We start from the raw sequence: 20,859 nt of genomic DNA, 5'->3' as shown, positions 1-20,859 counted from the left end.
GTTTTGAGTATTCGTTCTCATAAACCTTTTCAAACAGATTATGAGAGCAATATGGTCCGGGGCGATTGGGTTCGGCCTCGTTAATATTCCCGTTAAATTATTCAGCGCAACGCAGGGCAGCGAACTGGACCTGGATATGCTGGATAAGAAAGACCACGCAAACATCAAATTCCAGCGTGTCAATGCCAATACCGGCAAAGAGGTAGAATGGGAAAACATTGTGAGAGGCTACAAGGTAGATGAAGAATATGTGGTTTTGGATGAAAAGGATTTTGAAAAAGCCAGTCCGGAAAAAACCAAGATCATCGAGATTGCTGAATTCATCAATGAAAAAGAGATCGACAGTATCTACTACGAAACCCCCTACTATCTCCAGCCCGAAAAATCAGGTGCTAAACCTTATGCGTTGCTGCGAGAAGCATTAAAAAAAACAGGCAAAGCCGGCTTAGGGACTTATGTGCTCCGAAACCGGGAAAGCCTGGTACTGATTAAGCCGCAGGATGATTTATTGATCCTGAATAAAATCCGTTTCCAGGAAGAAATCCGGGACACCGAGGACCTCAACATTCCGGATATCAAGGTGAAGCCCGCCGAAATGAACATGGCAATCCAGCTGATCGAACAGCTTACAACAGATTTTGATATTGGCCGATACAAGGATACATACAATGAAAACCTGCTGAAACTGATCATGGCGAAGGCCAAAGGCAAAAAACCAGCCGCGCCGAAAATGAAGATTGTCCATTCTAAAAGCAAAGATCTCATGGCCCAACTGAAAGAAAGTCTGGCCGCCCCTAAACGCAAAGCATCGTGAAAAAGAAAGCGGAACTGACACATCTGGACAAGATCTATTGGCCGGATGAAAAAATCAGCAAAGGTGATATGCTCGAATATTACAGTAAAATCGCTCCTTACATTCTTCCCTATCTCAAAAACAGGCCCCTGTCCCTCCGGCGACAGCCCAATGGAATCCAAGACGAAGGCTTTTTCCAGAAAGATGCCGGCGACCATGTTCCGGATTGGGTGAAAACGTTTGAAATCCACGCGGAATCGACCGGTAAAATGGTCAACTACATCATCTGCAATGATGTCGAAACGCTGCTGTATGTTGGTAACCTTGGTTCCATCGAAATGAATCCTTGGAATTCTACCATCAACAAACTCGACCATCCGGATTACATTGTGATGGACATCGACCCGTCTGACAAAAACACTTTCAATGATGTCGTGGACGTTGCGCTGACTATCAAGGAAATACTTGACCAGATCGGGGTGGAAGGCTATTGCAAAACTTCTGGTTCGAGCGGACTGCATGTTTATATTCCCTTTGGTAAAAAATACAGCTACGATGAGGCCAAAAATTTTGCCCAGATCCTGGCCAGCATGGTAACCGATTACTTACCGACTCTGACCACTCTGGAACGTTCACTTTCGAAAAGAAAGAAAAACCACATTTATGTTGATTTCCTCCAGAACAGGATCGGCCAGACGCTAGCGAGCGCATACAGCGTACGCCCGAAACCCGGCGCAACGGTTTCGGCTCCGTTGGAATGGAGCGAAATGAAGCACGGTTTGAGCCCGAAGGATTTTACGATTAAAAACATGCTGCCTAGGGTAGAGGAAAAAGGCGACCTGTTCAAAGGCATTCTGGGCAAAGGCATTGATTTGCATAAAGTCATGAAAAAGCTCGAAACCCCGCACGAAACGGAGGATTAAGCATTTTCTTCAGGCGCAGATTAGGAGTTGATTTGAAGTAATATTTACTTTATTGCCTCAACTATTCCAAATACCTATGCTCCCGTCGAAAACAAAAAGAAGCCTCTGTTTCTCGCTCTTTATCGCCCTTTCGTTCACATCCCTGATTTCTGGCTGCAAATCAGAACATCAAAAAGAGGGAGTGGCCGAAACCCCGAAAAAGAAGGCCGTCGTGATAGGCTATGTAGGCGGTTTTCACGGTTTATTGGATACCAAAAACATCGAAGCCGATAAACTGACGCACATCAACTACGCTTTTGTCGACGTCAAAGACGGCAAAGCCTTTCTGTCCAACATGAAGACAGATACTACCAACTTCCGCAACCTCAATTTACTGAAAGAAAAAAATCCGGACCTCAAAATCCTCATTTCCCTCGGCGGCTGGACATGGAGCGAAAACTTCTCCGATGCTGTTTTGACAGACGAATCCCGCAAGATTTTTGCCAAAAGCGCAGTCGATATCATCAAAAAATACAACCTGGACGGTGTCGATATCGACTGGGAATATCCGGGAATTCCGGGTGAAGAAGGCAATATCTACCGGCCCGAAGATAAGCAGAACTATACGCTGATGTTCAAGGCATTACGCAACGAACTGGACTTACTGGACGAAGAAACGGGCAAAAAGAAATTGCTGACCACCGCAACGGCTGGTTTCATTTCATTCCTCAACACTACTGAAATGGGCAAAGCGGCAAGTTACCTGGATTATGTGAATTTAATGACGTATGATCTTTTCCAGGGCGATACCGTAGTACACCACGCCAATCTTTACCAGAGCGACAAATACAACTCTCAACATTCCGTAGATAAGGCAGTAAAAGCTTTCAACGAAGCCGGTGTCCCATTGGAAAAATTGGTGGTGGGGATTCCGTTTTATGGCCGGATGTTTAAAGTGGCCAAGCTTGAAAAAGGCTTTGGCCAAAAACAGCAGTCGCAGCAATACCGCGAAGGTTATACGTATTTTAAAGACAGCCTGGTTAACCAGAAGGGCTTTAAAGCCTTCCGTGACGAAGTGGCCAAGGTTCCCTATCTCGTCAATGAAACCACCGGCGAAATCCTGATGTACGAAGACGAAGAATCGGTGAAAGAAAAATGCAAATATGTGTTAGACCACAAACTAGGCGGCGTGATGTTCTGGGAGTACGACTCGGATCCCAAGCATTACCTCCTGCATGCAATTCACGACGTTATGAAATAACTGATTTTCCCAAGAGCCAGAGGCCCCGGCAATTCCTCAAGACGGATCTCAATCCGTCAATACAAGCTGCACGCCGCACCGGGTAAGAACCGGTCTCTGGCTCTCCGCCTTTGGCGGGCACGATCCACGTCAAAACAACCGCAGCTCTTTCACTTCGTGGTAACCCTCCTGCAGCTCGCCTGTCCGGAATAAATTCACAAATTCGTGCGCTCTCCGGGTCGGTTCCGGCAAGCGATGCTTTCCAGTACATTTCATGGCCAATTCGAGGCTGTCCTGCAGGCTCATATTGTTACCCGGAGAAATGAAGACGGGCTTCACATGCTGCTTGGTTCGCAACGCGTATCCAATCACTTCGCCTTTGTCAGTCACCATCGAAAATTCGTTCTTATCCTCTCCGGGATCCTCGTACTTCCCGGCAAGTTTCTTCTTGGCGCAACCCATTGTAACCGCTCCGGTCAAGACCCCAAAATGGGATGCAATGCCCATTCGCCGCGAGTGCAGGATGCCATTCCCATCAAACATCACCATATCCGGCTTAATTGGAATTTGCTCATAAACCTTTAACAGTGAAGGAATTTCGCGAAATGCGAGGTAACCCGGCACATAGGGAAAGATCGTACTGCTCTTCACAAGCGAATAAGCCAACGGTATTAAATCCGGGAAACTCAGAATAACCATTCCCGCATACACGGTTTCGCTGTAAAGGGATAAGGAGATATCCGCCCCGGCTATGGTGGTCACCGGCTTCTGAAATGCGTTCAGTTTCAGGTATTTTTTCAATTCCTGCTGAATCTGAGTGGCCTCAGCAATCGTCAGTTGATCGTAATTGGATTCCGGCGTCTGCGTTGTCTGGATTAATTCAGCTGGCATGATATTTCGTTGTTAGTGTTGTAATTAATTCAGTTATATAAAAAACCAGACCATCTTCATGGAACATGCTACCGTTAAGCGCAAATGGGCAAATTGGAAGTTTATCGCATTTATCGTAATTCTCATCGCCATTTTTGTAAAATTCTTTGTGCTCAACGAACATGACGAAAATGCGCCTGTCATAGTCGAGTTGGATCTTGCCCAGGTTGCATTCAGGAACCAGGACGAAGTGGAGGCGGTACTAGGCAAAGGCAATCTGGACAGTTACTACAAAGATGAGGAAGCCGGTTGTGATAAATGCCCGAAAATCACCTACCGGGAGGGCAAAATTGAGATCATTTTCATCAATGAAATTGCAGACCGGATTATGCTTAAAGGCCTCTCGGATTATGATTTCGAGGACCGGGTTATTCTGGGCCTCTTGAATTTGAAAGAAAACATTGACCCTAAATTAGATGAAGACGGATTAAAAAGGTGGGACAATTATGAAAAGTATACCCAGATCTCCGCATTTGCATCCGGCAATCACCTTGATTACATCCTGATCAAAGCGAAAACCAAGTAGCACTCGATATTGCGGCCGGTCCGATTTCGAACAAAATTGAACTTTTAAAATATTAACCTTTCATTTCTTTATAGCTATTTAAATTCTCAACCAAATAATATTTGGCCAGAGAAACGATCACAAACTGCTCATCATCAATAAAAACCATTCAACATACCGTTAGATCACTTATTAAAATATCTTAAAACGCTATCAGAAATTGGATTTAGATTTGCAGAGTCAAATAAGACAAAGACAAGATTTAAAACATATATAGCTATGAAAAACTTAATCACAACATTCGTTTGCGCACTGGCGCTCAGTACTACTTTGGCATTTGCTGACAGCAATGAAGAAACCAAAACAGAAACCAAATTGGCATTGCCTGCTTCAAATCTCGTAATCGAAACACCGGCACCGGAAAGTTCTAAAATGAACAACGAGTATACAAAATACACACCGGCACAAAAAGCGGCAATCGTGGGGCTTTCCATATCAGAAAATGAAGGGACCGCGGAATCTAAAATCGCTTTACCCGCCCCAACTCCTGCAATCGAAACGCCGGCACCTCAAAACGTAAATTCAGCAAACGACTACGCACAATATAGCCCGGCACAGAAAGCCGCCATCGTAGATCTTAAAGTGACAAAATAAGTTGAAATAGAATAAGAAAGGTGAAATTGAGATTTAAAAAGGAGAACAATTGATTCTCCTTTTTTTATGCCCGAAATTGAAAATCAGACGGTCGCAAGACTCGGGCTATTCGCCCGGCCCAGGTTATTGATACGGTAGCGCTCAAAGTAAATGTGGCTTAATATCAGCAGGACCGCGCCGACCCCAAACTGTAAATACGCAAACTGCGTCAGCACGTGTGACCAGCTCAGCTCTTTCATAAAGAATTCCTTGTAAAGCAATAATCCAACGCTGCCCAAATAACCTATGCTTTCGCAGATATATACAAAGTAACCCGCATTAGCCTTCACACGCAGCAAAGCGATCATACGATCAAAGACAACGGTTTGTAAAATGGTGTAAGCCAGGAACATACCCAATCCAATCAACAGCATCCAGTAGTACCCGCTGATCAGCCCTTTTTCAAATAGATAAGTAGAAAGCCCGATCAGTGAAACTGCGGAGAGCAGGATCAGGTTCGTGAGCCGGAAACCGATCAGGTTATCCCGTACGAATGCCAGTGAACCAATCACGATCAGGACGATCAGCCCGGTGATCATTTCAGTGGTGGCCAATACGCTGCTGCTCCATTTCGCCTCAATTTCGTTCCAGATCTCGATGGTAAAATTGTCCCGAAAATCGCGCACGACGACCAATGCGGCGTAAAAGACGACAATGCAAATGATCGGAAAACCCAATTGCTTCATCACGAGCGCCTTGTCGTGTTTACTCATCGGAAGCCGCTCAGTCCGCAGCCTGATATCCTCCTCGGTAGGCTGGGGAATAACAGATAACATCCACACAAAAAGCAGGAATAGCGGCAGAAAAAGCAACCCCATCAAAAACGGCATCCAGAACTCGGAGACTGCCGGGAGCAACGTATGCACTTCAATGTAAGTCGTTTTCAGGATACCGGAAGCGATTACCACGCTGATATTCAATCCCATCGAAAGCATTTCCGTAAATTTCCGGCCTTCCAGGAAACTAAAAATCACGCCCCATACCATCCCCAGCGGCAGTCCATTGAAAAACAGGAAAACAAAATTATACGGATAAGGGACAAGGCCGAAGAAAAGCAGCGCCGCTTCCGCAAAGAGGATCAGCCCAATGACCAGCGTAATCCTGGAACTGGCTTTCAACTCTGAAATGATCTTGATCCCGGCAAACTTGGAAAGCGTATAGCCGGCAACCTGGGAAATAATGAGAATAGCCTTATAGCTCATATCCCACAATTCGTAGCCTTTGTAAAGTCCGGCATTGAAAGGCTTCCGGAACGCATACATGCAGAAATACGCCCCGAAAGAGGCTACCAGCGCCCAAATAATAAAGAAAGTATTGGAACGAAGGAGTGATTCTTTCAGGCGCATAACCTTTATTTTGAGGGGTTAAACTAGTTCAGATGCTTTTTCCAGTGCATCTTCCAGGATCTGCACGGCTTTGGTGAGCTCGTCGCGGGTGATGATAAGCGGGGGCGATAACTGCAGTACATTACCCTGCGAAACTTTAAAGCTAAGGCCATTTTTCAAACATTCATACATCACGACTTCTGCCTGCCTGACAGCCTTCACCCTCGTTTCGCGGTTTTTCACCAGTTCGATCCCCCATAACAAGCCCACGCCACGGATATCGCCTATTAAAGGGAACTTCTCTTTCAGTTTTCTCAAGGCGGCCTGCATAAACAATGCATCCTCTTCCACTTTGGCAAGCACGTGATTTTGCTCGATATATTCCAGCATCGCCAATGCTGCCACGCTTCCGAGCGGACTTTTCTCATGCGTAAAATGTCCCAGAGAAACGCTCTGCGCCACATTGTAACGGTCCCGCGCAACGATTGCCGCCATCGGCATGATACCGCCGCCCAGCCCTTTGCCGAGACAAATGATATCCGGCTCAATCCCATACAATTCAAATGCGAACATTTTGCCGGTCCGGCCAAACGCGATAGGTATTTCGTCCAAAATCAGTAGCACATTGTGTTTGGTGCAAATCTGCCGCACTCTTTGCCAATATGCCAGAGACGGAATCTGGACATCGGTATTCCGGATGGTCTCAATGATAAATGCGCCAATATCACCCTCTTTTTCAATAACATATTCCAGGTAATCCGCGTAAGGCAAGTCGCCGTTACGGGCATCGGCAAATGGGCCTCGGTAAGTCATTGGCGGCGGGATCCTTTCTACTCCAGGCATCATAGGCCCCATATCCTTTCTGAAATCCAGCTCGCCGCCAGCAGAAATCGCGTCCAGCGAAGCGCCATGAAATGAATCCCAAAGCGAAATCACCTTATGTTTCCCGGTCACGATCCGCGCCAGCTTCAATGCCATACTGATCGCCGAAGTACCTCCCGGCGCAAACAAAACACGGTTCAGATCACCAGGAAGCAGGCTTCCCAGTTTCTTAGCCAGTTCGATCGCCGGAACATTGGTATATCTCCTCGGAGAAAAAGGCAGGATATCCATCTGCTCTTTCAGCTTTTCAACAATATATGCATTACGGTAACCCAGCTGATGCACATTGTTACCGTGAAAATCCATGTACTTCTTTCCCTGGATATCTGTCAGGTAAATGCCTTCACAGGAAGCCAGCACATCCAGACAAGGTGTAGAAAGTGATTGGTGCAGAAAATGCTCCTCGTCCTCATGTAAATATGAAACTGTTTCGGGATCGCTGATCACCGAATACCAATCCCGCCTCGCCGATGACAAATTGATATCGCCTTCCGTTCTGTTGTGTGCTTCGATCATTTGATAAACAATTTATCAGCCGGGATTAATTGTTTTGCAATGCCCGGGCCTTTGTAAAACGCATCCAGCCAAAATCCGCCGCCATTATTATAATATTCCACCCGGATCGGATGTTTCCCTGCCGTGAGCTCGATGGTACCGGTTTCCTCCTTCACACCATGGTTGCCGTCATTATCCACCACTTCTTTTCCGTCTACATACAATTTGCTGCCATCGTCGGACTGCGTAGTGAAAAGGTATTTTCCAGGCTGCTCAATGAAGATAAAACCTTCAAATTTAACTGCGAAACTTTCCTTGTCTTTTGCGACCAGCCTATTGATCTGATCACGCTCCAACACAAATTCAGGACTTGTCCATGAAGCGCCTTTTTTCATTTTGGATAAATCAGGCAGTTTTCTCAGATCGTCGCCCTGGTAAAAAGTAGCGGACAACCCATTACCCAAACCTGACTTTACTATTCTGAAATAAGCCGTAGTGAGCATGCTTGGATTTCCTTTTTCGTCATACGTCCTTGCTTTTACAACCGATGTTTTATTTAAAGTAAAGGGCTTTTCATAGACAGGCGACTTCGCATCCGGGTTCGAACCATCTGTGGTGTACCTGGTAGTGCTTTTATCCACTCGGCGCTCGATCTTGACAGTCGGGGTTTCGTCAATATACAACCCACCAGCCTGCTGATATAATTTCCTGTCCGGATAAATAACCGGGGCTTCCACCGCTTTTTCACCAAGCCAGAGGTTTTGAGGCTCCTTAAATCCTTCAAAAGCCGCTTTAACCGGTCGGCCGGTCCAGGCATAAGGTTGCTGGATGCCCAATGCAAATGCCATCGTTGAAGCCAGGTCATAGGTGTAAACCTGTTGCTCTATCTGATATCCTTTTTTAACATCAGCTCCATAAAAAACGCCGGCAATTTCAGCCTCTTGCGGCGTTGCACCTCCATGTCCGTAACCAATACCGCCGTGATCCGCCCAGAGGATTACCAATGTTTTGTCCATCATCCCCGCCTCTTTAATTCCTGCCAGAATCTTCCCGATCAGCGAATCCGCTTTAGTCACGGATTTATAATATTCGTCGGAACCGTGCCCACTGTGATGTCCCGCATGATCGACATGGTCGAAATGCACAAAGCCAAGCACCGTTTTTTTTGTTTTGATATAATTGATAAAATCGGCGGCAGTGGAATCTTCCGTAGAAAAACGCTTGTCATAATTTACTGCGTTTTTCTGAAACAACCTTCCAAAGCCATCCCAATGATACACAGCGCCAATTTCGGCTTCGGGTTTGGCTTTGTGTAAAATACTGAAGATGGTGGGGAAGCGTCCGTCTGCCTCATTGACGATGGGCGGGAGGGTATGATCATCCATTTCCCAGTCATTGTTGATGACACCGTGCTGCTCCGGGCCAGCGCCCATGATCATAGAAGCCCAGTTCTGGCTGCTGGACGAGGTAAGGACAGTCCGCACATTCCATTTCACACTGCCGTTTGCGATCATATCGTCGATCACAGGCGTTTCGGCTTTTTTAATACCGTCGGGACTCAGCCCATCGACACCGATCACGATGACATGCTCGATCCCGGCAGGCTTTTCGTCTGACTTTTCTTTACAAGACATTGAAAACAGCAAGGTAGCTGACAGCAAACATGCGGTTTTGAAGGACATAATAGGAAAGGGTTAAGGGTTAAGGAGGATTAGGTCGGGTATTAAGTTTATAAAGGGGAGTAATTACCCGCTACTACTTCGTCGCAGAGGCCGAAGGATAAGGTCATTCCGTTACCACCCAACCCGTTGATAATCGTCACGCCGTTTTCCGGCTTGATAACGATCTCGGTGGCTCCATTGGTCATTTTGGGATAGATGCCGTGCCAGGTCTGGAAAACCTTGGGTGATTTGAACTGCGCAAATGTCGCCAGATAGTCCAGGATCATGGTATTGATAAATTCCCGGTCGAACGGATCGAAAGTCAGCGCATATTCGTGGGAGTCGCCCACTGTAATTTCGCCCAAGCCGTTTTGAGATGCCATGACGTGAATCCCCCATTTCAAATACTCGGCATATTCGGCTTCATACCTGGCTTTCAGGCCGGGCAACGATGCTGCCGCCTTGAACCCGTGGTAATGGATCAAAGAAAGTCCGCCGCAGAGGGCCGGGCCAATTTTCCAATTATCGGGCTGTGCTTCCAGACGCAGCATTTGCAGTTTACATTTGGTTAATGGCGCTAAGGAAAATTCCTCGGGGTATAATGTTTCAAAATCCTGTCCGCTGCAGACGAAAATTTCATCCGCAGACCAGCTTTTTGTGCCTGAAAGTACATTGGGATACGAAACTTCGGAAATCGCTGTGTCCCAGATGAAGGTTACCCCCAGTTCGTCAGCCAGATAACCAGGTATTGCGGCAATGGCTTCCCGCGGATCGACGATCATTTCGTCCGCGGAATACAGCGAACCCAGCAATCCTGTTCCGTTTACGGCTGGTGATTTCTCCAATGTTTCAGCAGCACTGAGCACACGCACCGGGCGATAAGGGCTTACGTCCACAAACTGTTGCAGCACTTCCAGTTCATCGTTCTGATAGGCCATATGCAAGCTTCCGCCTTCATACGACCAGCATTTCGCCCCGGCAAGTGTCTCTTTCCAGATACTTTTTGCATGAAGCGCTCTCTCATACAATTTACCTTCGGGCTGCCCGATGGGCCACACCATTCCGAAATTCCGGATGGAAGCGCCTACCGCCTTCGAAGACCTTTCTATCACGGTAACCTGATAACCTCTTGCAGCTAAGGCCCTCGCGGTCGCCAGCCCGACGATCCCCGCCCCGATCACAATCGCAGATTTACTCATTCCAATGGATTTAAATTGATATTCAGATTAACCCTTTTGAGCCACAAAGGCGTGACTTGCAGAAATGATCCCGATCACGTCCGAGATATCGTCGATGATGTGCGTCGGCTTATAGGGAAGCAATTCCTCACGGGTAAACGCCCCGGTAGTGATCCCGATCACGTATTTGCAACCGGCGTTAAGACCTTCATTTATATCCACTTCCGTATCTCCAACCTTAGCGATACTCTCGGCAGATTCGACACCCAGCTTTGCCATAATTTTCCGGATCATATCCGGATAGGGACGGCCAGACGCCACTTCATCACTTGCCACCATCATGTCAATCCGATCAGCCCAGCCCAGGCGATCAATGATCACATCCGCTATATCACGTGAAAAACCCGTGTTGAGGGCGATTTTGATACCATCTGCCCGTAAGGCTGCAAACGTCTCTTCCACATGCGGAAGCGGCGCGATTTCCTGGGTGGTTTTATAAAACGCAATCATCCCTTCCACGAAGTGGGTATGGATCCGGTCCACCAGCTCATTCGTCATTTTTGCCTTGTCTGACTCCCTGGCTTCAAGCATCATTTTGATAGCCAGCGGCTTCTCATAACCCATCAGCGGGTTAACATCTTCAATTGCTATATCATAACCTTGCGATTGCATCGCCTGCTGAAAGGCGATGCCGACAAAATTCTTATCCCTGACAGTGGTTCCCGCCATGTCAAAAACAACCAGTTCTATTGACATTGTCTTACTATAATTGGTGAACTAATACTGAACATATGAATACAGTATTTCATGTATATAGCAAAAATAGAGACTATTGCCGAAAAATACATTACCGAAATGTTAATTAATATTGAACTTTTGTTGAAGTTTTCAGGACTAAATTCAATCCGGCTCAATAGCGCTAAGCCTCGTTAAAAAAGTAGATAACCAGCAGCAATACCTCATCTCCGTTCACACACTTGGGGTTATGGAGTTCATTGGCATCGAAAAACATCGAGTCGCCCTGGTTCAGCACATATTTGTTTTTGCCCACGGTATATTCCACGGAGCCCTGCAGCACATATTTGAATTCAAAAGCATTGGTACGCACCATCGGGCGCTTTGCATCTTTTTCCAACCGGAGCAAGACTACATCTATGTGATTGTCCTTGAACTGCTTACTGAATATCCGCTGGTAATAAAACCCCTTCGCGTTTTCCTTGGTAAAAGGCTGATAATCTTCTTTCCTGCGGATCAACACATTTTCTCCGGGCGCTGTTGAAATAATATCCTTAAAAAAGACATTCAAATCGATGTCCAGGGCCTTGATCAGCCCGAGCATTACAGGCAAGGAAGGGATCGTCCGGCTGTTTTCAATTTGGGAAACAAGGCTTTTGGTCACCCCGGCTTCGTCCGCAATTTCCTGAAGAGTAACCCCCTTATTTTTTCTTACCTCTTTGAGCTTATTACTGATCTGGAAAAGAATATCCTCCTGCATCCTATAAGAGCTGTTTATATTTTTTGATTGGACTCAATGTAACAACAAGGTAAGTTTTAATCTGAAAATATGCGAAAACCCGTAAAAAGAAGCCTTTGGAAAACTCCCGCCTACCGGTAGAAAGAAATAATTGCTGCACAGGGGGTCAAATTACATTTTCGCGCCAGACAATCCCGTCTTTTCTGACTTGATATAATATGCTCCCAAAAAAAGCAAGGTTGCTTTACATTTTGCACGACATTCAGATAGGTGGCGTTGAAGTTGCGCTCGTCTCGGCCATCCCAGCGCTTCAAAAAAACTACGATCTGAAAATTGCCGTCCTGGGGAAAATTGATTTCAATATGATCCGGCACCTTTCAAAGGAGCAGCAAGCATGTTTTCGATCCTTTCCTTACCCTTTATTCACCTATCCTCTGACAATTTTCAGGATCATATTCTATATCCTGCACTTGCGCCCGGATATCATGGTGTGCTCGCTATGGCGGGCTTCCCTTATGGGCGTAATCGCAAAAAAGCTGAATTCGAACATCAGGTTCGTGTCGTTCGTCCACAGCACCCGTTTTTCTCATCAGTGCGATGCCATTTTTACAAAAGCTGCGATGCGCCAATCCAATTACATATTCGCTGATTCAATCGCAACATCACAATTCATTCACCATACATTCAGCCCCAGATCTCCTGTTGAAGTTATATCATTTTTTACCCAGAAATCCCCACACTATAGGATAAATCCAAAGCTTGATATGCAGGAGATCAGGTTTATGTTTCTGGGAAGAATTTGTAAAGTCAAGAATCTGCATTTCGCAGTAGAGGCGATAAGCTACCTGCGCTCACGCTGTCTGAATGTTCATCTGGATATTTATGGCCGCGACGACGGCGAATTGAAAGACCTGCTTGTACAAATTGTAAATAACAATTTACAACCCTTCGTCAAATACAAAGGCGAGCTCAATACCGATCAAAAATCAAAAGCTTTTAGCGAGCACCACTTTCTGATCCAACTTAGCTCAAGGGAAGGTATGGCGATGAGTGTGGCCGAGGCCATGCAAAACGGTCTGGTATGCTTCGTGACGCCCGTAGGCGAAATAAAAAACTATGCGGAAGATATGCAGACAGCCGTTTTCGCCAACATCCAGAACAAGCAGGACTGGAATAAATCATTAACAAAGATCGAGGCAGTTATTCGCGACCCACTCCTGTACGAAGACATTTCACGTCGCTGCTTTAAACATTTTCAGTCGGTAAAAACCTTTTCTGACTCCCTCTCAGAAGCCATTTTCAATATCTGCCGGGACTAATTCCATCCGAAGATCCCTGATCCACGATTCATTTTCTACCCTCTTCAAACACACTTCATGAAAATACTGCACGTAGTCACACTAGCCGAACTCGGCGGGGCACAAGCCGTAGTGCTGAATCTGGCCAAAGAGGCTACCTTAAATGGCGAAGAAGTAATGGTGGCATCCTCTATGTGTGGCGAACTTTGGAATACCCTGCCAAAAAATATTGCTCAATGGAAAATTAAATCCTTACATCGGAAGATTAACCTATACGACGACCTCAAAGTGATTCTTGAGTTGAGAAAGATCAATGCTTGTTTTCGGCCTGATGTCGTCCACCTTCATTCTTCCAAAATCGGGATATTGGGCAGACTTGCCTTCCCGGCTTCAAAAATCATTTACACAGTCCATGGATTTGACTCTGTAAGAATAGCCTTCCGCAAATTTCTATATCTGGAGAGACTACTGCAGACCAGGGCAAAGCACATTGTAAGTGTAAGCCAATATGATTTCCACAATCTGGCCAATGAGGGGATTAATCGCAACCTTAGTTGCATTTATAACGGTATTACCGATTGTTGCCAAACCGCCAGGCTACCTGAAACAGAATACCTCGGAAGGCTGAAAGAAATAATTGCGAGCACAAATGGATTTAAGGTCTTCTGCATCGCAAGAATTTCACCGCAGAAAAAATTCGACCTTTTTTGTGAAATAGCGGAGCGAATGAAGCACTACCCCGTACAATTTTTCTGGATTGGCAACAAAGAGACCGTGTACAATGCTCCGGCAAATGTGCACTGCCTGGGGCAGGCCGAGGACGCCCACCTACTTTTGAAGTACGCCGACCTATTTATGCTCCCCACCAATTACGAAGGGATGCCAATCTCAATTATAGAGGCGTTATGTTATTCGGTACCTGTTGTAGCTTCGAATGTGGGAGGTATCTCCGAAATGCTGGACGGAAGTAACGGATATGCCGTAAACAGCGACCCAAAAGATTTCATCGAAGCAATTCTGAAATATGTTCAGAACAAAAAATTTCTTGAAGCATCGAAGCTGGCAGCCCGAAAATCATACGAAAATCAATTTACAGCCCGAAAAATGTTCACAGCATACAACGAACTGTACCTTTCCATATCGCAAGGATCCGGCCATGAGCCTCAACATGCGGATCTCCGCAAATGGAGCTAAACAATTGGGACTAATTTGACATCGCGATGACCCGAAAAATAACTCTCACCTTCTTCGGCAGTGTTTTCAAAGCCAACACAAAAACAACTTTCTGAAAATTCAGGCCGGAACGTACACAGACAACCCTTAATCAGGCAAAAGCTGGTCTGTAATAGCAATGCGATTCCAGGCGTTGATCGTCACAATGGCCATAATCACGGCCCTGGTGCATTCGAGGCCCAGCAACTCAACGGCTTTGTCATAAACCGGATCGCTTACGCCGCGATGGGCGATCAGCGTAATTTCTTCCGTCAATGCCAGAATCGCCCGCTCCTGCTCCGTGTAAAACTGCGTTTCCCGCCAGGTACTTAACAAATACAGCTTTTGCTCGCTCACACCCAAGTTTCTGGCATCGCGGGTGTGCATGTTGACGCAATAGGCACAGCCATTGATCTGGGAAGCGCGGATCTTGATAAGCTTATAGTGAATTTGGTCCAAAACACTTTCGGACATATATTTTTCCAGTTGACGGATCGCACCATAAGTACCAGGATCGATCCTGTTGGAAGGATTTCGTTGCGGCATATCGTTTTCACTTTTAATTTCCGATCTGCCAAAAGTATACGTTAAAAGGACTACACAAATGATCCATTTTTGATATTCCCAGTAGTCCAAAGCAAAAGCAGGGGACTATTCGCCCGGACATGGCGGAAGGTACCGCCAAGGCGCAATGGAGATCGCTGGTCGCTGACCGTTTGCAAAATAAAATATTGCTATTCAATGTATTTATGTTAAAATATCTTTCAGTTTTAGCTTAGCACCCATTTTAATACTGTTCTTATATTAATTTACCGTTCATCGGTGATTAAATTATTTTATATTTGGATAAAGGATACCAATTCTTAATGACCTGACCATTCATGACCGATCTTCGAAACTATTCCGATGATGAGCTAACCGCTTTGATAAAGGAGGGCGAAGAAGGCGCATTTGACGAAATATATAACAGGTATTGGGACAAGCTCTTTTACGCCGCGCACCGGATGGTGAAGTCGGCGGAGGTCGCAGAGGAAATTACCCAGGATACTTTTATGCTTTTTTGGGCAAAAAGACAAAGCCTTGAAATCCAGTCCCTGAAACCTTATCTGGCCGCCATGCTTCGCTACGAAGTGTACAGGTATCTCGCCAAATCCAAACAAAACCTCGAACTGGAAACTTCTATTCGCCAGCAAGCTGTGACTTCCGTTTCGATAGACCAGGAAATTGAGCATAAGCTTCTGATTGAAATCATCACCAACCTTACCAACCGCCTCCCCGAAAAGTGTCGGCTGGTTTTTCAATACAATAAATTGGAGGACAGATCTTTGCCGGATATCTGCGAAGAGCTGAAAATTTCCCAAAAAACGGCCGAAGCACATCTCACCAAAGCCCTAAAAATGGTGCGCGCAAACCTGAGCAACGCAGTTCATCTTCTTCTGCAAATCATTATTCTTGCCAAATTTTAAACTCTCTGAATAAAATCTCAAAAATTTTATTTCCTGGCTAAGGGGTTTTACCTCTTACACCCCTCTAAGTACTGCAAAGGGAAAAATCCACTTGCAATGACACAGGAGTACATCCGACAATTGGCCAGAAAATTCTTTGACGGAACTGCTACCGAAGAGGAAAAACAAATATTGCATGACTGGTACGACCGCCAGAATTCGGAAATGCCGGAATCGGAGATGGTTTTTCTGGAAAAAACTGAAACGGCCGAAGAACTTAAGAACCGGATGCAGCAGAATCTCAAAGCGCTGAGAGGGCCCGCGATGAAGAAATCCAAATTGACGTGGGTTGGTCGGTTGTCATTCTGGACCAGCGCCGCAGCGGCTGTGGTGATTGCAGGATTTTTATTTTGGACAAATCAGCATAAACCCGTCAAACCGGGGCTCACTATTGCCCAGGCACCCCTGGGCAAAACATTAGAAGTTACGCTACCCGACGGATCATCGATCTGGCTCAATGCCGGTTCCGTTCTTACCTACCCCGATTCATTTTCGGGCAAAACGCGTGAAGTGGTTTTAAAAGAAGGGCAAGCATTTTTCGATATCGTGCACATGTCCGAAAAACCGTTTATTGTTCATGCCAAAACATTAGATATCACCGTATTGGGAACTTCATTTGATGTAAAAGCTTATCAAAACGATCCTGACATTAAGGTTACTGTCAAAACTGGGAAAGTTGGTGTGACAGTCCGTGATCAGCCCGAAAAACCAGCCGTGATGCTGCTCCCAGCCGAACAGGCCGTAGTGCCTCAAAAAGCTGAAAAAATCCATATCAACGAAATTAGTAAACCTGCAATCGCACCCTGGAAGGACAACAGAATGGTGTTTGAAGATGAGCTTTTGGTGGAAGTTTTCCATGCGCTGGAAAGAAAATATAACCTCCATATCGTGATTGAGAAAAAGGATCTGACGCAGGAAAAAATATCATTAACCCTTGATAATCAACCGGTGGGCGATGTATTAAAGGTGCTTGGCTTTTCTAAAAATTTCAATTATTCGCAATTAAACGACAGCACGATTGTAATCAAATAGGAGACAAAAAAAGGGGGTCGGTTTTCCAGGAAGATTGGCTCAAAAATACAGGGAACACGGCAAATGTCCCCTGTACGAGAAGTCCACCTGCTATGCTATGCTTGGAACCATGAATAGTCAGGAGGGACAGGTTTAACAGCTTAACCATTAAACATCAGACAAATATGGTGAATTATTACCATAGGGGAATTCCCTTATTCAAAAAATGTATGCGCATTTCTACGCTAGTATTGGGTCTTAACGTACTGACCACCGCCTTATTAATGGCCGGAACCAGCGAAGCCCAGCGCGTTAATATGGACGTGAGGCTGACAAGGGTAAAGGCGGTTTTCAGACAGATTGAACAGCAAACCGGGGTCACTTTTGCATTTGACGAGAAACTTGTCCGCAATGCCCCGCAGGTAACCCTCTATGCATTGGGCTTGCCAGTCCCCGAAATTCTCAAAATGATCGAAAAGCAGACCTCCCTGGAATTCAGACAGGTGGGAAAAATGATCGGGGTTACCGAGAAACCAAAGACTGAAAAAGCATTGGAAATGCAAGCTGCCGCTTTGCAGGTAGCAGTCCGGCCGATTAAAGGGAAAGTAACCGACGAAAAGGGCGAAGCCATGCCTTCCGTGGCAATACGGGTGAAGGGTACCAATGATGGTACCATGACAGACATCGACGGAAATTATTCCATCGATGTGGCAGGCGACGAATCTATCCTGATTTTCAGCTTTATCGGATTTATGGGACAGGAAATCATGGTCGGTGCCCGCACCACGTTGGATGTCTCATTGAAGCCCGACGTGTCCACCCTCTCGGAACTGGTCGTAACCGGTTATGGCGCACAACGAAAGAAGGATTTGATCGGAGCGGTTTCGGTGGTGGATGTGGATCAGTTGAAACAAACTACGGACGGACAGGTTACAAACCAGTTGCAGGGACGTGCTTCCGGAGTAACGGTGGTCAGTTCGGGACAGCCGGGTGATGCGCCCCAGGTCCGTATACGCGGATTGAATACTTTTGGAAATAACAATCCATTGTATGTGGTCGACGGCGTTCCTACTACTTCCATTGCCGACCTGAACACCAATGATATCGCGAGCATGCAGGTTTTGAAAGATGCGGGTTCCGCCTCGATTTATGGTTCTCGCGCCGCGAATGGAGTAATTATTATTACCACCAGAAAAGGCAAAGACAAGGTAAAAGTCAATTACAGCGCATGGTATGGAATGCAGACGCCACCAAAAGGCAACGTCTGGAACACATTGAACCCGCAAGAACAGGCGCAACTTAAATTCCAGGTACAGAAAAATTCCGGCCTGACTGTCGGGGATGACCAGTACGGCTATGGCGCAACACCCGTTTTGCCTGATTATATCCTGCCGACGGGAGCCAAAGAAGGTGATCCGGGCACAAATCCCGACTTATATTACGTCAACCCGAACTATACTTCGGTTGACGATTTCAATACCTTTAACCAAATCGTCAAGGCGAATAAAACCGGTACCGATTGGTTTCACGAAATTTTCAAGAACGCACCTTCTACGAGCCACAACATTTCATTGAGCGGCGGCAGCGACCAGGGCAGCTATCTGTTTTCGATGAATTATTTCAATCAGCAGGGCGCACTGGAGAACACGTATCTGAAACGCTACACCCTGCGATCCAACAGCCAGTATAACATTGGCAAGCACATCCGCATCGGGGAGAACCTGGCTTTTTCTATTTCGGATAACCCCAAAAGTTCCACTTCCGACGGAGGCTCGGCGATTGCATTCTCTTTCCGTATGCAACCGATCATTCCTGTACACGACATCATGGGCAATTACGCGGGCAGCCGGGCTACCGGTATGGGCGATGCATTTAATCCTGTAGCTATGCGCGACAGGACGCGTTATGACAAAGGATTGGATAACCGCTTGTTTGGAAACGTCTTTGCCGAAGTAGATCTGTTCAAGGATTTCACTCTACGCACCAGCTTCGGGGGCGAAAATTATTCGGGACGCTGGAATTCGTTTTCTTTCCCAACTTATGAAAACAAAGAAAACAGCAACACCAATACGTACAGCGAAGGATCATACAGCGGTTTCAACTGGACCTGGACCAATTTGCTGACGTACCATAGGTCATTTGGAAAACATGAACTGACCGTTGTAGCTGGCACAGAAGCTTACAACAACAAATATTGGGAAGTGGGCGGCAGCACACAGGGATACTTCTCTTTTGATCCCAATTATATGAATCTCGGCACAGGTTCGGGAACACGTAGTAATTACAGCAGCCGCTCACTGGACGCGCTTTACTCACTCATTGGGCGTGCGGATTACATTTACAACGATAAGTACCTCTTCGGCGCAATCCTGAGACGTGACGGATCTTCTAAATTTATCAACCAGCGCTATGGTTACTTTCCGGCCGTAAGTGCCGGCTGGCGGATTTCAAAGGAGGACTTCATGAACAATATCACCTGGCTGGACGATCTGAAACTCCGCGCCAATTACGGTGTGATGGGTAATCAGATCAACGTAGGTTCGGGCAATGCATTTACCACATATAGCTCAAACCGGAAAAGCTCGTATTACGACCTGGCCGGCACCAGCGGGACCGGCGCACTGGAAGGTTTTGAAAAGAACCAGATCGGTAACCCCAACGCAATCTGGGAAAAGGATATTAGTACTAACATTGGTATCGACGCGACTTTTTTTAAAGGCAGATTGGACGTCATTGCGGATTATTATATCAAGGATATCAAGGATCTGCTCTTTAATCCTTCCCTAATCGGAACTGCGGGTGGTGGAAATGTGCCTTATGTAAACATTGGTCAGATGAAAAACAAAGGCATCGATTTGCAACTCAACTCCAAGTTTGATATTGGCCGCGACCTGAAACTGAATGCGACGCTGACCTTTACGAGCTACAATAACAAGATTAAGAAGGTAACCAATAACACCAATTATTTTGATCTGGAAGGACGAGGCTTTGACGGTGCTTCCATTGTTCGTAACCAGGTAGGCAGCTCTATCGGGCAGTTTTTCGGATACAAGGTAATTGGATTCTGGAATTCGGATGAAGAAGTGGCGGCGGCCAATGCGCAGGCGGTCCAGCAAACAGGCGACCCAAATGCAGTTTACCAGGATGGCGCTGCGCCGGGACGTTTTAAATACGAAAACATCAATGGTGACAATCAGATTACGGCCGCCGATCGTCAGATGCTGGGTAACCCCAATCCGGATTTTAGCTATGGTCTGAACCTTGCATTTAACTACAAACAATTTGACCTCAGCGTGTTTTTCTATGGGGTACAGGGAAATCAGATCTGGAACCAGACACTCTGGTGGAGTGATTTCAACTCTTCCCGTTCCGGGGCAAAAAGCAAAACTGCACTCTACGACTCCTGGACGCCCGAAAACCACAATGCAAAGGCGCCCATCCAGGAAAATTCCAGTTCTTTTAGTACGATCAATGTTCCTAACTCCTATTTCATAGAAAATGGATCGTACCTCAGGGCGAAAAACGTGCAGCTTGGCTACACACTGGCACCTGCGTTTTTGAAAAAAATGAAAATGCAGCAATTGCGCTTTTATCTGCAGGCGACCAACCTGTTTACGATCACGAAATACTCAGGATTGGATCCCGAAGTAAGCCGGAATACCAGCGGCAGCCAGATCGTATTCGGCATCGACGAAGGCTCTTATCCTTCTTCCAAACAGTACACAGTTGGTCTTAACCTTACTTTTTAATCATCA

18 protein-coding genes are annotated in these 20,859 nt (G+C 46.2%); 10 read left to right on the top strand and 8 right to left on the bottom strand.

What is annotated here, in order from left to right; translation table 11 throughout:
- Positions 1-40: 40 nt before the first annotated feature.
- The 3 genes from ku to AC1XUF_RS09545 all read left to right on the top strand — a co-directional run bounded on the left by ku (position 41) and on the right by AC1XUF_RS09545 (position 2,956).
- Positions 41-814, top strand: coding sequence for a non-homologous end joining protein Ku (ku, locus tag AC1XUF_RS09555; RefSeq protein WP_483341547.1), 774 nt, complete (start codon positions 41-43; stop codon positions 812-814).
- On the top strand, positions 811-1,716 hold the full coding sequence (gene ligD / locus AC1XUF_RS09550) for a non-homologous end-joining DNA ligase (RefSeq protein ID WP_483341546.1): 906 nt from the start codon (positions 811-813) through the stop codon (positions 1,714-1,716). Before ku ends, ligD begins: the two co-directional genes overlap by 4 nt.
- A 76-nt stretch (positions 1,717-1,792) precedes the next feature.
- Positions 1,793-2,956 carry a glycoside hydrolase family 18 protein gene (locus AC1XUF_RS09545; RefSeq protein ID WP_483341545.1) on the top strand — a complete coding sequence of 388 codons (1,164 nt, stop codon included), beginning with the start codon at positions 1,793-1,795 and terminating at the stop codon, positions 2,954-2,956.
- Between the two features lie 129 nt (positions 2,957-3,085).
- Here AC1XUF_RS09545 and AC1XUF_RS09540 read toward each other — a convergent pair whose 3' ends face one another.
- Positions 3,086-3,826, bottom strand: coding sequence for an endonuclease V (locus AC1XUF_RS09540; RefSeq protein WP_483341544.1), 741 nt, complete (start codon positions 3,824-3,826; stop codon positions 3,086-3,088).
- Between the two features lie 58 nt (positions 3,827-3,884).
- Between AC1XUF_RS09540 and AC1XUF_RS09535 the strand changes: the two genes are divergently transcribed.
- Together AC1XUF_RS09535 and AC1XUF_RS09530 are read left to right on the top strand one after the other, a co-directional pair.
- Complete coding sequence (locus AC1XUF_RS09535) at positions 3,885-4,391, top strand: hypothetical protein (RefSeq protein WP_483341543.1); 507 nt, start codon at positions 3,885-3,887, stop codon at positions 4,389-4,391.
- Positions 4,392-4,649: 258 nt separating this feature from the next.
- Positions 4,650-5,024, top strand: a complete 375-nt coding sequence (locus AC1XUF_RS09530) for a hypothetical protein (protein ID WP_483341542.1) — start codon at positions 4,650-4,652, stop codon at positions 5,022-5,024.
- Between the two features lie 83 nt (positions 5,025-5,107).
- On the opposite strand, the gene AC1XUF_RS09525 is transcribed toward AC1XUF_RS09530, so the two are convergent.
- The 6 genes from AC1XUF_RS09525 to AC1XUF_RS09500 all read right to left on the bottom strand — a co-directional run bounded on the left by AC1XUF_RS09525 (position 5,108) and on the right by AC1XUF_RS09500 (position 12,099).
- Positions 5,108-6,409 (bottom strand): DUF5690 family protein, encoded by a 1,302-nt coding sequence (locus AC1XUF_RS09525; protein ID WP_483341541.1) that lies wholly within the window; start codon positions 6,407-6,409, stop codon positions 5,108-5,110.
- Positions 6,410-6,427: 18 nt separating this feature from the next.
- Positions 6,428-7,786 (bottom strand): aspartate aminotransferase family protein, encoded by a 1,359-nt coding sequence (locus AC1XUF_RS09520; RefSeq protein ID WP_483341540.1) that lies wholly within the window; start codon positions 7,784-7,786, stop codon positions 6,428-6,430.
- A complete protein-coding gene (locus AC1XUF_RS09515; protein ID WP_483341539.1) occupies positions 7,783-9,447 on the bottom strand; it encodes an alkaline phosphatase family protein in 1,665 nt (554 codons plus the stop codon). Before AC1XUF_RS09515 ends, AC1XUF_RS09520 begins: the two co-directional genes overlap by 4 nt.
- Before the next feature lie 47 nt (positions 9,448-9,494).
- Positions 9,495-10,625: a TIGR03364 family FAD-dependent oxidoreductase gene (locus AC1XUF_RS09510; RefSeq protein ID WP_483341538.1), complete on the bottom strand. Its 1,131-nt coding sequence runs from the start codon at positions 10,623-10,625 to the stop codon at positions 9,495-9,497.
- A 27-nt stretch (positions 10,626-10,652) separates the two neighbouring features.
- The gene (locus AC1XUF_RS09505; RefSeq protein ID WP_483341537.1) at positions 10,653-11,360 is read right to left on the bottom strand and encodes an HAD-IA family hydrolase; all 708 of its coding nucleotides are present in this window, start codon (positions 11,358-11,360) and stop codon (positions 10,653-10,655) included.
- Positions 11,361-11,523: 163 nt separating this feature from the next.
- Positions 11,524-12,099 carry a helix-turn-helix domain-containing protein gene (locus AC1XUF_RS09500; protein WP_483341536.1) on the bottom strand — a complete coding sequence of 192 codons (576 nt, stop codon included), beginning with the start codon at positions 12,097-12,099 and terminating at the stop codon, positions 11,524-11,526.
- Positions 12,100-12,296: 197 nt separating this feature from the next.
- Between AC1XUF_RS09500 and AC1XUF_RS09495 the strand changes: the two genes are divergently transcribed.
- Positions 12,297-13,397, top strand: a complete 1,101-nt coding sequence (locus AC1XUF_RS09495; protein ID WP_483341535.1) for a glycosyltransferase family 4 protein — start codon at positions 12,297-12,299, stop codon at positions 13,395-13,397.
- A 57-nt stretch (positions 13,398-13,454) separates the two neighbouring features.
- A complete protein-coding gene (locus AC1XUF_RS09490; RefSeq protein ID WP_483341534.1) occupies positions 13,455-14,570 on the top strand; it encodes a glycosyltransferase in 1,116 nt (371 codons plus the stop codon).
- Positions 14,571-14,696: 126 nt separating this feature from the next.
- Here the strand turns inward: AC1XUF_RS09490 and AC1XUF_RS09485 are convergent, their stop codons facing one another.
- The gene (locus AC1XUF_RS09485; protein ID WP_483341533.1) at positions 14,697-15,134 is read right to left on the bottom strand and encodes a carboxymuconolactone decarboxylase family protein; all 438 of its coding nucleotides are present in this window, start codon (positions 15,132-15,134) and stop codon (positions 14,697-14,699) included.
- 335 nt (positions 15,135-15,469) lie between these two features.
- On the opposite strand from AC1XUF_RS09485, the gene AC1XUF_RS09480 reads away from it, so the two are divergent.
- The 3 genes from AC1XUF_RS09480 (at position 15,470) to AC1XUF_RS09470 (ending at position 20,853) form a co-directional block, all read left to right on the top strand.
- On the top strand, positions 15,470-16,054 hold the full coding sequence (locus AC1XUF_RS09480; protein ID WP_483341532.1) for an RNA polymerase sigma factor: 585 nt from the start codon (positions 15,470-15,472) through the stop codon (positions 16,052-16,054).
- Positions 16,055-16,150: 96 nt separating this feature from the next.
- On the top strand, positions 16,151-17,125 hold the full coding sequence (locus tag AC1XUF_RS09475) for a FecR family protein (RefSeq protein ID WP_483341531.1): 975 nt from the start codon (positions 16,151-16,153) through the stop codon (positions 17,123-17,125).
- Between the two features lie 209 nt (positions 17,126-17,334).
- On the top strand, positions 17,335-20,853 hold the full coding sequence (locus tag AC1XUF_RS09470) for a SusC/RagA family TonB-linked outer membrane protein (RefSeq protein WP_483341530.1): 3,519 nt from the start codon (positions 17,335-17,337) through the stop codon (positions 20,851-20,853).
- Positions 20,854-20,859 lie beyond the last annotated feature (6 nt).

This window comes from Dyadobacter sp. HNCC25DJ185, from assembly GCF_056895195.1.
Note: the sequence above shows the minus strand (reverse complement) of the source record. Positions and strands in the feature narration are given on the sequence as shown.

Coding starts and splice junctions, on each gene's coding strand:
- AC1XUF_RS09480 (WP_483341532.1), top strand. CDS start 15,470: ATGACCGATCTTCGAAACTATTCCGATGATGAGCTAACCGCTTTGATA.
- AC1XUF_RS09500 (WP_483341536.1), bottom strand. CDS start 12,099: ATGCAGGAGGATATTCTTTTCCAGATCAGTAATAAGCTCAAAGAGGTA.
- AC1XUF_RS09530 (WP_483341542.1), top strand. CDS start 4,650: ATGAAAAACTTAATCACAACATTCGTTTGCGCACTGGCGCTCAGTACT.
- AC1XUF_RS09485 (WP_483341533.1), bottom strand. CDS start 15,134: ATGCCGCAACGAAATCCTTCCAACAGGATCGATCCTGGTACTTATGGT.
- AC1XUF_RS09545 (WP_483341545.1), top strand. CDS start 1,793: ATGCTCCCGTCGAAAACAAAAAGAAGCCTCTGTTTCTCGCTCTTTATC.
- AC1XUF_RS09475 (WP_483341531.1), top strand. CDS start 16,151: ATGACACAGGAGTACATCCGACAATTGGCCAGAAAATTCTTTGACGGA.
- ku (WP_483341547.1), top strand. CDS start 41: ATGAGAGCAATATGGTCCGGGGCGATTGGGTTCGGCCTCGTTAATATT.
- AC1XUF_RS09510 (WP_483341538.1), bottom strand. CDS start 10,625: ATGAGTAAATCTGCGATTGTGATCGGGGCGGGGATCGTCGGGCTGGCG.
- AC1XUF_RS09520 (WP_483341540.1), bottom strand. CDS start 7,786: ATGATCGAAGCACACAACAGAACGGAAGGCGATATCAATTTGTCATCG.
- AC1XUF_RS09490 (WP_483341534.1), top strand. CDS start 13,455: ATGAAAATACTGCACGTAGTCACACTAGCCGAACTCGGCGGGGCACAA.
- AC1XUF_RS09540 (WP_483341544.1), bottom strand. CDS start 3,826: ATGCCAGCTGAATTAATCCAGACAACGCAGACGCCGGAATCCAATTAC.
- AC1XUF_RS09515 (WP_483341539.1), bottom strand. CDS start 9,447: ATGTCCTTCAAAACCGCATGTTTGCTGTCAGCTACCTTGCTGTTTTCA.
- AC1XUF_RS09495 (WP_483341535.1), top strand. CDS start 12,297: ATGCTCCCAAAAAAAGCAAGGTTGCTTTACATTTTGCACGACATTCAG.
- AC1XUF_RS09525 (WP_483341541.1), bottom strand. CDS start 6,409: ATGCGCCTGAAAGAATCACTCCTTCGTTCCAATACTTTCTTTATTATT.
- AC1XUF_RS09505 (WP_483341537.1), bottom strand. CDS start 11,360: ATGTCAATAGAACTGGTTGTTTTTGACATGGCGGGAACCACTGTCAGG.
- AC1XUF_RS09470 (WP_483341530.1), top strand. CDS start 17,335: ATGCGCATTTCTACGCTAGTATTGGGTCTTAACGTACTGACCACCGCC.
- AC1XUF_RS09535 (WP_483341543.1), top strand. CDS start 3,885: ATGGAACATGCTACCGTTAAGCGCAAATGGGCAAATTGGAAGTTTATC.